We start from the raw sequence: 12527 nt of genomic DNA, 5'->3' as shown, positions 1-12527 counted from the left end.
TATAGTATCGGAATTCGAACGCGTCGTCGTGCAGTCGGTCCTCTCCGTCCTGCTGAACGAGGCGCTCCCGCGTGTACTGACGATCACGCTCCTGATCGGCGCCGGTGTCGGTCTGGCCAACCTCGCGGTAGAGTACGGGCTCGTCACAGTCATCGCCCGCGCGGGTCGTTACCTCACGGAGCCGGCGAACCTGCCGCCGGAGGTCGGAACTGCCGTTCTCACGAACACGGTCTCAGTGACGGCGGGCTACGGGATGCTCGCCGAATTCCGCGAGGAGGCGCTCCTCGACGACCGCGCCACGCTGATCGCCGTGGTCATCAACACCTTCTTCGGCTTCGTCCAGCACATCTTCACCTACTACGGCCCGGTTCTCGTGCCGATTCTGGGGCTACAGGTCGGACTCATGTACGTCGGCGCTCGCGCCGGCATCTCGCTGGCCATTACGGGCGTCGGGCTGCTCGCCGGTTCCCTCCTCCTCCGCGGCTACGAGTACGACAGCGCCGCTCTCGAGCCCGAGACACCGGACGAGGAATCCCGGACGAACCGCGAGAAGTTCCACAGCGCGGGGGAGAGTGCCCTCGAGCGGCTCCGGTCGATCGTTCCGCGCCTCGCCATCGTCTACTCGCTGGTCTTCGTCGCGCTCGAGTACTCCGACCGGATTCTCGCAGGATTCGCGTCAGTCGGGGTCGACGATCCCGGGGGCGTTCTCGAGCCGATCGCCGGGCTGTTGGGTCTTCCGGGGGCAGCGGTACCAGTCATTCTCGTCTCGCTGGTCGATCCGACGACGGGCGCGATCACCGTCGCACCGCTGATCGGTGACGTCCTGACGCCAGACGAGGCGGTGATCACGTTGCTCGTGGGCAGTCTCGTCTCGTTGACGATCGGGACGGTCAAGCGCTCGATCCCGTTCCAGTTCGGTATCTGGGGGGCGGAGTTCGGGACGAAAGTGATCGTCGTCAACGTCTGCCTCAAAGCCGTCTTCATCCTCGTCGCGATCGCGGCCTTCTTCGTCGTCTAGCGTCGGTCGCCGGAGGGGAGTATCGGAGTCTCCGATCCACGGTGCACCGACGAGAGAACGGCCACGACCGCTGATCGGGGCCAGAACTACGCGCTCGTCGCAGTAGCGTTCGACGTCTGGACGGTCCCGTATACCCCGGCGAGTGACAGGATCACGATCAATACCCCAGAGACGCCGTTGATCCCCAGTACCAGTTCACGCTGGACGTCGAACAGCAGTCTCGGTGCGATCGCGATCCAGATCCCGAGCACGGCGAGCACTACCGGGAAGGCGATACTGAACGACCCCTGCTCATCCGTCCGATAGGCCTGGACCGAGGCGACGAAGGCAGTTATCGCTCCCACGATGACATTGTGGATACCCATCGTGTCCGTGATCGTGAAGACGGCCGTCGAGATCATCACGAACGCGCCGAGTGCCGCCGTCAGTCCGGCCGTTCGGACGACCAACGCTGCCTTTTCGTCGGCTGATCGGCTCATAGTAGAACGGTAGCGACTGCCAGATATTTCATGGTGTCGATATAGAAGATATCTGTTACGTGTGGTTGCTCGTCGAGACGATCCCTCGATATCGACGGCGGTCACTCCAGGAGGGACTGAATCTCGGAGAATTTCACAACCGGTCGAACGTGTGGTTGCGCCCTCGCGGTGGGCTCCGATCCGTTTCCGGAAACGAGTTGCCTCCACTCCACAATAGCCGCAGCGAGTGGGAGGGTGTGAGGAAGTCTCCCACGCGTCTGCGCGTAGATTTACGGATACCGTGGTTGCAGGTGGGTGCCTAATCCGTGGTGTGACGACGTAACGTACAGTATCCTGTGCTCCTGTCCGGTCTGGTACCGCCATTTCGCCCCCAACGGGAGCGGATTTACGGCGGTGGGAAAGATTTGGATCGAACAATAATTAACTTTCTTCCTCACCAGTTTGGATGGCGACTTGGGGTCCGATTCAGGCGTGTCGGAAGCGCCCACGAGCGACCTCCGTTCGGACCACGTCGAGCAGCGCTGGGCTGTGCCGACGGGACGATCGCTCGATCAGATCTCTCGAAGCAGTTCGGGGATGTCCGAGAAGCCGAATCGGCCGTTTTCGTCGAAGTCGAAGGGGTCTGGATTGTTCTGAACGCCATCGGCGTCCCGGTTCTCGAAGAGGGCATTGACGTCGCCGTGGGTGGTCGTCTCGTCTCCGTTGACGTCCTCGTAGCGGCCGTCATCATCCGGATCCCGTGCCTCGTAGTCGCCGACAAAGATCGTATCGGGGCCGGCGTCACCGTCGTTTTCGTCGCCGACCTCTACTTCTACGGCCTTCCGGCGGAGCCACTCGCGCAGTCCGGATTCGGGAACCTCCAGGGTGTGCGTGGTGCCTCCGTGGTCAGGGTACCCACCCGCTTCCGCCGCACTGTCGGGAATGTCCGAGAATCCGGCATTGTCTCGATTCGGATCCACGTCCAGGTCGCCCCACCGGTCGCGGATCTGCCGGACGACCTTCTCCTCCTGTCCGATCCGATCGGCCGGCCGCGCGCCGGCGAAGGTGAGATTATGGCTCTCGACGTCGCCAGCGGGCATCGCCTCGAGTCCGTCCGGCCACAGCGGCGGCGACTCCAGTTCGGTCCCGACGTTCTGGAACGGCCGCCCGTTCAGGGGCGGATCCGCGACGTAGTTGTCCTCGAAATAGACGCTCCCGTCACCGAAGACGAGCGGGTCTCTGAAGCTGAAGCGGTGGATGTAGGCGTTGCCGACGACGGCCGCCTCGGCACCACCATCGATCCAGATGGCCTTGTCGTGGTAAAAGTTGAGTCCGTTGACCACGACGGTTTCCGTGTCGGCTTTCAGACGCGGGTTTCGGTCGTTGTTCTTCGCGTAAACGGTCCCCATGATCGCGACGTTCTTCGCGCCGTTACCGACCAGCGTCCCGTTGGAGTTCTCCTCGGGATCCTCGAGCCCCTCCGCGATCAGACAGTTCGCGAAGGTGGTCCGGTCGGAATCGTACCCGACCGAGAGGTTCTCGTCGCGACCCCAGAAGGATGTGCAGTGACTGAAAATCACGTTCGCCGTCCCATCGGCGCTGTTCATCGGGTCCGTCCCTTCGCCTCCGCTCTGGTCCCCACGCAGGACGCGGATGTGCTCGACCACGACGTCGTCGGCGTCGACCTGAACGAACCCGTCGATGAAGGTGACGCCCGGCGACGGCGCCGTCTGCCCGGCGACCCAGCAGTTAGGCTCCGTGATCTCGAGTTGCGCACTATCCATGTCGAGGACGCCGCTCGCTTCGAAGACGATCAGGCGCGGTCCCTCAGTCTGGAACGCTTCCTGGATAACGTCCAGATCCAGTTCCTGTATCCTGATGACCTGGACCTCGTCGTCGAACCAGTCAACGTCCGCGAACCCGTCCTCGGGATCGAAGTACGACCCGGCGTCGGTGTCGACGCCCGAGTCGGTTCGGACCGTTACCGTGGAACCGATGTCGGTATCGCCGTCGTCGGCTTCGACCGTCGCGCGGAACTCGTAGTCCGTCGCGGGCGAGAGTCCGTAGACGGTCTGCTCGAACTCGCCCGGTTCCGAGCGCGTCAGGCTTCCCGAGGATTGCCACTCGTCGCCGTCGACTTCCCGATACTCGAACGAAACCAGCGCGGAACTGGCCTGGCCGCCGATCGACTCGAGGGTCCCGGAGAGGGTCGCCGTCGAGGCGCTCTGCTCAGTCGCCGGGCCGGTACTGATCGACGGATCGGTATCGCGACGGAGCGTCGTGACCGTCGCCGTCGATCCCACGACCCGGTCGCCGTCACCGTCGACCGCCACTGCGCGGTACTCGTACTCGGTATTCGTGGACAGATCGGAGACGTCCCGACTGAACTCGCCACGCGAGGAGATCGTTTCCGCGTCCGTCCGAGACCAGGACGAGGCGCCGCGCTCGCGGTACTCGAAAGCCACCTGGATCGAGGCGTCGGTGCCGAGGTGATCGAGCGACCCGCTCAGAGTCATCGAGGATTCCGTCAGCGCCGACGCCGGTCCCGTCGCTGCGAGCGGCCCGTCGTTGATCGAGGCGCCGTTCCAACTGGCGCTTCCGTCAACGTCGACGTCGCCGACGTCCCGACTGTGGGTCGGCGTCGTGCCGCTCAGTTCGGAGAATGCCGCCGTACACGGCGTGCCCGTACTGTGACTCGTGACGGCTAGTCCGATGTAGCCCGTTTCGGGCAGGTCGTGGTCCGCTTCCGAAAGCTGGACCATTCGGGTCCAGTCGGTCCCGTCGGATGAGCCGTACGCCGTGACGGTGTCGCCACGGCGGACGAGTCGTTGGTACCGGCCCTCCATCGTGCCACCCGAGACCTCGCTCAAATCTTCGCCCAGGTCGGACGTGAGACTGCCAGCCTCGCTACCCGTTTCCGGCCGCCACTGAACGGTGGTGTGGTCCGGAGCCCTGCGGACCATCACGTTCGCAGCGTCGGCCGCCAGTGACTCGCGAAGCATGAGTCCCGCCTTTGCGTACGGATCCGTTTCTTCGAGACTGTCTACCCGTACCGTAACGTCGAAATCGCCGCTGACGTCGGTAAAGAGGTAGTGGAACTCGTCGGTCCGGTTCCAGATGTCCGCACCGCCGGCCGTGACCGATCCGTCACTCGACGCCGCGGCCGAGCCGGGCCCCGTCGCCGCTATACCGACCCCGCTCGCGCCGACCAATCGTAGGAACGTCCGCCTATCGTGATCTGTCATGAAGACTCGGAATACTATACGCCCATATTATAAAAACAATTCTTCAAAATGATAATTTTTCCTCTTCTTAAAAGTTAAATAAATATACAGGCCGAACACTCAAGAGACCATTAGTTCGATTGCCAACAGTTCCAGTCCACAGATCGCTCGACCGCTAAATCGTTCGACGAACGACTCGTCGACTGCGTTCTCGAGAAGATGGCCGGCTTTAGTCGAGTCACGTCACCACGGTCCCACGACGGACCGTCGATCAGATCTCTCGGAGCAGTTCGAGGACGTCCGCGAACCCGACGCGGCCGTTGCCGTCGAAGTCGAATTTCTCGGGGTTCTTCCGGACGCCGTCGGACTCGAGGTGTTCGAAGAAGGCGTTGACGTCCGCGTGGGTGGTCGTCCCGTCGCCGGTGACGTCCTCGTAGCGACCGTCGTCGTCAAGGTCGCGGGCCTCGTAGTCGCCGACTGCAACAGTGTCGCCGTCGCCGGTATCGCCACACCGGTCCGCGCCTGCCGGGGGAACCGACCACTCGGCGCTCGGCGTTCCATCGTCGCCAACGATCGGCCACCCGTCGTCGTCCCACCGAATCGGATCGACCATGAGCGCGCGCACTTCTCGGTCCGCGGTGGCTTCGACGTGGTACACCATCCACCAGTCGCCTTCGTCGTCCTGGATCGCCGTGTTGTGGCCCGGCCCGACGAACTCCTCGGTTCCCGAAAGCACGGCGACGCCTTCGTGATGGGCGTTCAACTCGCGGAGATCCTCCCCGCGCTGGTTCTCGTAGGGGCCGAAAAACGACTCCGAACGGCCGACTGCGACCTCGTACGTGCTGTCGGCACCGTCACAGCAGTGTCCCGTCGAATAGAATAGGTAGTAATACCCGTTCTCCTCGAGTATCATCGGCCCTTCCTTCTTGTCACCGGCCATGTGGAACGCCGTCCCGGGAACGTAGTCCGCGGCGTCGGGGGTCAACTCGACGCCGTAGATGCCGTACCAGCTTCCCCAGACCATATACGGCGTGTCGTCGACGACCACCAGCTCGCCGTCGATGGCGTTCGTCATCCCGAGGTCCGCAGCGCGGAACACCGACCCCCGATCGGTGAACGGTCCCTCGGGATCCGACGCGGTCGCGAGCCCGATCCCGGGATTGTCCTGGCTCCCCCAGGTCGAGTAGGAGTAGTACAAGTGGTACTCACCGTCGTACTCGGCGACCGACGGTGCCCACACCCCCGCGTCGGGATCGTCCCGCCAGTCCGGGTGCCGCTCGAGTGCCGACCCGACGTAGGTCCAGTTCACGAGATCCGTCGATCTGGCGATCGGGACCACGTCCTCGGGCGTTTCCGTTCCGTACGCGTAGTAGGTGCCGTCGCAGGTCCGGACGACGCTCACGTCGCCGAACCCGATCGGTCCCGTCGGATTCCGGTAGCTGTCCTCCTGCTCGGCCGCGCGTCCCGTCTCGCTGACGCCGATTGGACTCGCGGTGGCTACCGTACCAGCGCCGACCAACCGTAACACATCCCGTCTGTCTACGTTCGTTCGAGTATCGCGCATCGTATCGTACTCCACCCAGCGCCGCATCCCCATATAATTTTTCCAAATGTAGTATAATATTTATCCACGATTATAGTTTTAGATGGTGCCGATCCCTGCGGTGACGGTTCGGTTCGCAGGTGGTACCGCGGGATCGGTGGGTCTCACTCGGAACAGACAGTCGACATATGGAACGCCAACAGTTCGGAGATGACCGTCAGTCCGACTGCGACTCCAGAATCGCGTCCAACTGCGCCACGAGGTGCTGCCTCCGTTCGGTGGACAGCCCGGTGACGAATTCGGTCTCCGAGAGCTCCGACAGGGTCGCGCCGGTTTCGAGCATTCGAAGTCCCTCCGCGACGGCCGCTCGATTCCCAACCCTCGCGACGCGGTTGCGCGAGGTCCAGAGGTCGACGTTCTGCCGCCGAGCGTCCCGCCGACTGACGCTCGGCAGGACGTATCCCTCGCAGCCCTCGATCGGCGCGAGCACAGCCTCCGGACCGCCGGTCACGTCCCGTCGGAGCTTCACCACCTGTCCTTCCGCGACGAACGTCTGCCAGTCCCCGTCGCTCCCGACGGTCGGCGGCTCCGACAGCGCGCTCGCGTCGGCTACGTCGACTCTCGCGAGGTCGGCGCGACGCCACGCCGAAACCACCGGGACGTCGCTGTCCCGGAGCACGCGCCGTTCGAACGCCGGCGTGCGGTACGCGACCGCATCCTCGTCGACCGACACCGTTCCGACCCGACGGGCCGTCTCGAGCAGGTCGCGACGCTGCTCGGCCGCCGACGGACGGACGAGCGGCGGAAACAACACGAACTGAACCCGCCCGCCGGGGCGAACGTGCTGGCAGGCCCGGTAGAGCCACGCTTCCGTGTGTTCGGGATACCACGGCGGATCGAAGAACGCGACCGAAAACGTCGACTCGAAGTCCAGCGGTTCGTGGACGTCGCCCCGAACGAATCGGAGCGACTCCAGGTCGGTCGCGAATCGCTTTTCGACCCGGCCGCTCCGATCGACGAGCGTCACGGGGACCCCCCGCCGAGCGAGGTGGACGGCGACCGTCGGCGCACCGAGACAGAGGATCGGTTCGCCACCCTCGAGAAGGGTGTCGGCGACGGCAGTCGTCGTCTCCGCGGTGAAATACCACTCGTAGTCGAGGGGGTGAAGTTCCGGCGTGTGGACGGCGTCCGTTTCGCCATCCGACTCGAGGCTGCCGATCGGAAGCGCGTCGGCGACGCCCCGTTCCAGTAACCGGTCGTAGACGAGGGTCGGGAACGCGCCGCGGGCGTTCCGAATCACGTCCGCGACGGTCGCGTCGGGAGCCGTTGCGAGGGTCGTCACTCTGTCGTCGAGGCGTCGCTGGTACGTCGTCTGGGGGGCGGACTGTTCAGACATTGGTCGTGTGTTGTCCAAGGGAGTTCGGTCGGCGGTACTGGTTCGATTCGTCGGGATCGTCGGCAGGACAACGAGGGTCGCTCTGCGCCGGCCGTGTCATACAGGTACGTATCAATTGAGGTGAATTTAAAGTTTCATCCGAGTGACGTGTAGTGATACCGAATTGCCCCGGAGTACCGCGACGAGCCGATACCGGTCCCGAATCGAACACCTGTTCGTCTTTCGAGCGGTGAGACGGTTCCCGGGATACTGATTCGAGCGAGTAGCCGCCGACCAGGAAATTGACGACGGCTCCGCGGAGTCGGCACATGCGACCGGCTCACGTAAGAGGGACGCACTCCCAAAAGAGTAGCGAACAGACCTACTGTATTTACGTACTAAGAGCGTGTATATTTCGGCCACATGGCGGATATCGTCCTGTCGCTGGTCGTCACCGTCTTCTTCGTTCAATATTCGCTCTGGCTGTTCCTCCACGTCGATATTCGACGGAACGGATACACCGACCCGGAAATAACGGGGCTCCCGATGTTGACGTCACGTCTTCCACTGCTCGGTATCGTCGTCCCACTCTGGTACCTCTATCATCGGAGCGGGTTCTGCTCCGAGGAGTGATCGGGAGGTCGAATCGGGTCGCCTCGAGACAGTCGCGCTGGAAGGCGGTGAGGCCGATCCAGGTTTTGCTACCCTCAGTACACCCACCGCCGTCCGTTATATATTGTTTCGATGGTGATGCATCTGCTCGAGCGGGGTTTTCAAGGTCCAGCGAATCGTCGTTGAACATGGCTTCCGGAGGCTGGTTACGGGAGCTGTTTGGGGATCCGGTGTTCCAAGCACCGGACCGCATCTTCAATAGAGACTCACCGAATAATCGAATCCATCGAGGCCCCCTTCGCTTACTCACTGGCCTACCACAATAAATTCTTCTGCGATATAGTTGAACTTTTTCTACGATATCGTCTAACAGTACTATCGTTCCGAACGATGTAAGAACCCGGTCAGAAACGGATAAACGATGAGAAAACCCGGTGATTGGATGCAGAATCCAACAGACGAGCGGATTCTAGAGGTCCTAAATACCGGGTTAGAGTTAGGTCCGACGGCGATCGGACGAAACATCGACCGCGACAGGACTGGCGTGAGCCGGCGGCTCTCGGAGTTAGTCGAGTACGGGCTCGTCGATCGTGTCGACGACGGATACTACGCGATCACTGATCTCGGAGAGCAGTATCTCGCCGGAGAACTCGATGCGGGCGAGCTAGAGCCGAACTAACGCCGAAATCCGAATATATTTGTCACGATACCGGGAGTGGGAGGTATGTCGAGGGAGCGATCACGTCTTGCGACCGGAGTAGGATTGGGGATGTTCCTTGCCGGGATCGTCGTGCTCGCGCTGGCGATCCCGACGAGAAGTGGACCCGGACTGTTATTGCTCGTCGAGTCACCGTCCGCGGGCGCGTAAGCGGCGTGTCTCATCGGTGGGCCGGCGATCGGGCTCGCCGGGGCAGTCGTCGGAATCCGATACGGGAACTTCGAACGCTATCACAGCCGCTACAACGCCGAGACGGGTCGCATCGAGGACCACTGGTTCGCCGCCGTCGCGGAACTCGCCTCGGAGATCTACCACGAGACGGCCGACGGCGCAACCCCGCCGGAGCGCTACGTCCCGTCGCGGCTGGAAGCTGCTGCGATTCTCGTCCTCCCCATAGCCGCCATCTACGCGTATCTCCTGTTCACCGCCACCGCCATCCTGGGATGGACGTGGCTCTTCTTCATCGGTGCCTTCCTCGCGATCTGTACCCTCGCCCTGTTCCTCGTCTCGGATCTGGTCCTCCAGTCGCTCGAAGAAGACTATCCGCGGCGCTGAACACGACATCAGCAGCCACTCTCAGTTCGGAAACTGATACCTGCCTCCCTCGGATACGGCAGTCACAAGTGCGAGCTAATCTCGAGCGAGCGGGCGCGATCGACATCAGTCGAGGGCGATTCCCGACCGGTATTCGGGAACCCCGGACACGTCGACGTCCGGGACCCGGAAGAGTGCCCCCGCACCGTCACCTTCGGTCTCCCGATCGCCGTCGTCGAGGGCGGTTGTCAGGTAGAGATCGCTGTACTCCGGGCCGCCGAACGTGACGGAGGAGACCTTTCGCGCCGGGAGCTCGATCTCGTCGAGTTGCTCTCCGTCTGGGGAGTATCGAACGACCCGCCCGCCGTTCCACCGCGCGGACCAGATGCAGCCCTCCTCGTCGACGGTCATCCCGTCCGGGACGGCGCCGTCCGCAGGCATCTCGATGACCGTCCGTTCGTTCGACAGATCGCCTGTCGCCCGATCGTAATCGTAGGCGTAAACCCGGCGTGCCTCGGATTCGGTGAAGTAGAACGTCTCGCCGGAAAATCCCATCCCGTTGGCGATGTCGACGTCCTCGATCGCGACCGTCGACGTGCCGTCCCGCTCGAGGCGATAGAGATCGCCGAGCGTCTCCTCCCCGGGCATCGTCCCGCAGAAGACCCGTCCGTTGGGACCGGCGATAACGTCGTTGAATCGCGTGTCGGCGTCGATCGAAGCGACGGGCTCGGCGTCGTCGTCTCCGGGTGCCCACCGACTGATGGTCCCGTGGGTGAACAGGAGCAACGCGCCGTCAGCTTCGATCGTGTACCCGCCGAGGGGAGCCCCGTCGGTTTCGTACGCGATCTCGTGGTCGTCGGTCGCGGGATCGTACCGATAGAGTCGGCCGGCCGGAATATCGACCCAGTACAATTGCTGGTCGTTGGGGTGCCACAACGGACCTTCACCAGTATGCGCGTGGATGTCAGCAACGCGTTCGACACGAACCATGCTACCCGATTTGAGGGATACCCCTTAAATCGTCTAGTTTGTGGTACTATATTCCACGATTATAGTGTTGAATGGTGATGGATCGAGAATTATCTCTGGCTTCAAACATATATTCTCAACTAGTATTTGCCACTTTCATACGTTGGTAGACATATAATGAATGCTGAATTTCCCTGCTGATCGCCCCATGGGTCGTCACAGTCAATAGGAGATATACCCGATCCGAATCATCCCAGAAACGAAAATCGAGGGTATAGACGGGAAGGACCCTCGATAATCCCCGCTGAGAACAGACGATACTCGTCCAGCGGACGCGCGCTACGATTCTTTCAATCTATTTTAGTAATAGTGTGTTATATGTGGATGGTCCATGACTATATTCGCGGATACGTACTTGAATTTGGTTTTCCAAAAGACGATCAATTAGTAAGAAACTGCATTCGCGTTTCGAGAGACTCGATGATGCATCACCGCTCGGTTCCTCGTATCTGTTTCGGTTATAATACAATATTTTTATACTTTGGTGAATTATTCTACATCAGACTATTACCCGGACTGGGTTCGCTCGTGCGACACGAAATCGGAGAGTGAACGTTCCAGCAATCAGGAACCCGATCCTTCAAAAGAAGTCATGTTGAGTATATTTATAATCGCCGGGGGTAATCCTTACCCACGCATGAGACAAGTCACACAGCTGGGTGAGCAGTCCCTGATTTCGTCTAGGGGATCGGCTCCCGACAATGTACTGAATATCCGATGCAGTGCCCTCCCGATAACCGGCACGAGCAACTACTGATATATGTCCGAGATCGTTGATTACGACCTGTACGAAGTACCGCCCCGCTGGTTGTTCCTTCGCATCGAAACGAGCGATGGGGTCGTCGGGTGGGGCGAACCAGTCGTCGAAGGGCGAGCGGCGACGGTTCGAACCGCAGTCGAGGAGCTCATGGACAACTACCTGGTTCGGAAAGATCCCGCGAGGATCGAGGACCACTGGCAAACGATGTACCGCGGCGGGTTCTACCGCGGCGGGCCGATCCTCATGAGCGCCATCGCCGGAATCGATCAGGCGCTCTGGGACATTAAAGGAAAGCAGTTCGATGCGCCCGTCTACGAGCTTCTGGGCGGCCGTGCTCGGGACCGAATCCGCGTCTACCAGTGGATCGGCGGTGATCGACCGTCGGAGGTCGGTGACGCGGCCGCCGAAAAAGTCGCGAACGGGTTCACCGCGCTGAAAATGAACGCCACCTCGGAACTTCGCCGGGTGGACAATCCGGCGGCGATCGAGAACGCCGTCGATCGGCTCAGAGAGGTCCGGGAACGCGTCGGACCCGAAATCGACATCGGCGTCGACTTTCACGGCCGCGTGTCCAAACCGATGGCCAAGCGACTCGCCAAAGCGCTCGAGCCGTACGATCCGATGTTCATCGAGGAACCGGTCCTGTCTGATCACAATGACGAACTCCACACCCTCGCCCAGCATACGACGATCCCGATCGCGACGGGCGAGCGGATGTACTCCCGATGGGACTTCAAAGAGATCTTCGAGAGCGGTGCGGTAGACGTGATTCAGCCGGATCTCTCCCACGCGGGCGGGATCACCGAGGTCAAGAAGATCGCTGCCATGGCGGAGGCGTACGACGTCGCACTCGCCCCGCACTGTCCGCTCGGACCGATCGCGCTGGCCTCCTGCGTTCACGTCGATACGATCTCGCCCAACGCCCTGATTCAGGAACAGAGTCTGAACATCCACTACAACGAATCGAGCGACATTCTGGATTACCTCGGGAATCAGGACGTCTTCCAGTACGACGACGGCTACATCGAGGTTCCCACTGAGCCCGGGTTGGGGATCAGTATCAGCGAGGACTACGTCGAGAAGCAGGCCGAAAAGACCGTCAACTGGCATAATCCGGTGTGGCGAAACGAAGACGGGAGCGTCGCAGAGTGGTAGCTCATGCCAACAACGAACCATTCCGCCAAGAACGGGACCGTGACGAACGGAACGCCGTCCCGCCTCGCCGGTCAGACTGCGATCGTCACTGGTTCCGAGCA

General features: G+C 61.6%; 10 protein-coding genes. 4 read left to right on the top strand and 6 right to left on the bottom strand.

What is annotated here, in order from left to right; all coding sequences use genetic code 11:
• Positions 1 to 28 precede the first annotated feature (28 nt).
• Positions 29 to 1018 carry a nucleoside recognition protein gene (locus LDB05_RS04120; protein WP_226006660.1) on the top strand — a complete coding sequence of 330 codons (990 nt, stop codon included), beginning with the start codon at positions 29 to 31 and terminating at the stop codon, positions 1016 to 1018.
• Positions 1019 to 1104: 86 nt separating this feature from the next.
• Here the strand turns inward: LDB05_RS04120 and LDB05_RS04115 are convergent, their stop codons facing one another.
• The 4 genes from LDB05_RS04115 to LDB05_RS04100 form a co-directional block, all read right to left on the bottom strand.
• Positions 1105 to 1497, bottom strand: coding sequence for an SPW repeat domain-containing protein (locus LDB05_RS04115; RefSeq protein WP_226006659.1), 393 nt, complete (start codon positions 1495 to 1497; stop codon positions 1105 to 1107).
• A gap of 551 nt (positions 1498 to 2048) precedes the next feature.
• A complete protein-coding gene (locus LDB05_RS04110) occupies positions 2049 to 4721 on the bottom strand; it encodes a hypothetical protein (RefSeq protein ID WP_226006658.1) in 2673 nt (890 codons plus the stop codon).
• 250 nt (positions 4722 to 4971) lie between these two features.
• Positions 4972 to 6264: a family 43 glycosylhydrolase gene (locus tag LDB05_RS04105; RefSeq protein WP_226006657.1), complete on the bottom strand. Its 1293-nt coding sequence runs from the start codon at positions 6262 to 6264 to the stop codon at positions 4972 to 4974.
• Positions 6265 to 6460: 196 nt separating this feature from the next.
• Complete coding sequence (locus LDB05_RS04100; protein ID WP_226006656.1) at positions 6461 to 7639, bottom strand: protein-lysine N-methyltransferase; 1179 nt, start codon at positions 7637 to 7639, stop codon at positions 6461 to 6463.
• A gap of 402 nt (positions 7640 to 8041) precedes the next feature.
• On the opposite strand from LDB05_RS04100, the gene LDB05_RS04095 reads away from it, so the two are divergent.
• Together LDB05_RS04095 and LDB05_RS04090 are read left to right on the top strand one after the other, a co-directional pair.
• Positions 8042 to 8251: a hypothetical protein gene (locus LDB05_RS04095; protein WP_226006655.1), complete on the top strand. Its 210-nt coding sequence runs from the start codon at positions 8042 to 8044 to the stop codon at positions 8249 to 8251.
• A gap of 400 nt (positions 8252 to 8651) precedes the next feature.
• A complete protein-coding gene (locus tag LDB05_RS04090) occupies positions 8652 to 8909 on the top strand; it encodes a winged helix-turn-helix domain-containing protein (protein ID WP_226006654.1) in 258 nt (85 codons plus the stop codon).
• 168 nt (positions 8910 to 9077) lie between these two features.
• On the opposite strand, the gene LDB05_RS04085 is transcribed toward LDB05_RS04090, so the two are convergent.
• Positions 9078 to 9512, bottom strand: coding sequence for a hypothetical protein (locus tag LDB05_RS04085; protein ID WP_226006653.1), 435 nt, complete (start codon positions 9510 to 9512; stop codon positions 9078 to 9080).
• Between the two features lie 96 nt (positions 9513 to 9608).
• Positions 9609 to 10472: an SMP-30/gluconolactonase/LRE family protein gene (locus LDB05_RS04080; RefSeq protein WP_226006652.1), complete on the bottom strand. Its 864-nt coding sequence runs from the start codon at positions 10470 to 10472 to the stop codon at positions 9609 to 9611.
• Positions 10473 to 11271: 799 nt separating this feature from the next.
• On the opposite strand from LDB05_RS04080, the gene dgoD reads away from it, so the two are divergent.
• Entirely contained in the window at positions 11272 to 12426 is a 1155-nt protein-coding gene (gene dgoD, locus LDB05_RS04075; protein WP_226006651.1) for a galactonate dehydratase, read from the top strand.
• Positions 12427 to 12527 lie beyond the last annotated feature (101 nt).

The sequence above is a fragment of the Natrinema salinisoli genome (assembly GCF_020405205.1).
GTDB classification, from domain to species: Archaea; Halobacteriota; Halobacteria; order Halobacteriales; family Natrialbaceae; genus Natrinema; species Natrinema salinisoli.
This window is presented reverse-complemented; position numbering and strand designations above follow the sequence as displayed.

Coding starts and splice junctions, on each gene's coding strand:
- LDB05_RS04115 (WP_226006659.1), bottom strand. CDS start 1,497: ATGAGCCGATCAGCCGACGAAAAGGCAGCGTTGGTCGTCCGAACGGCC.
- LDB05_RS04110 (WP_226006658.1), bottom strand. CDS start 4,721: ATGACAGATCACGATAGGCGGACGTTCCTACGATTGGTCGGCGCGAGC.
- LDB05_RS04105 (WP_226006657.1), bottom strand. CDS start 6,264: ATGCGCGATACTCGAACGAACGTAGACAGACGGGATGTGTTACGGTTG.
- LDB05_RS04100 (WP_226006656.1), bottom strand. CDS start 7,639: ATGTCTGAACAGTCCGCCCCCCAGACGACGTACCAGCGACGCCTCGAC.
- LDB05_RS04095 (WP_226006655.1), top strand. CDS start 8,042: ATGGCGGATATCGTCCTGTCGCTGGTCGTCACCGTCTTCTTCGTTCAA.
- LDB05_RS04090 (WP_226006654.1), top strand. CDS start 8,652: ATGAGAAAACCCGGTGATTGGATGCAGAATCCAACAGACGAGCGGATT.
- LDB05_RS04085 (WP_226006653.1), bottom strand. CDS start 9,512: ATGTCGTGTTCAGCGCCGCGGATAGTCTTCTTCGAGCGACTGGAGGAC.
- LDB05_RS04080 (WP_226006652.1), bottom strand. CDS start 10,472: ATGGTTCGTGTCGAACGCGTTGCTGACATCCACGCGCATACTGGTGAA.
- dgoD (WP_226006651.1), top strand. CDS start 11,272: ATGTCCGAGATCGTTGATTACGACCTGTACGAAGTACCGCCCCGCTGG.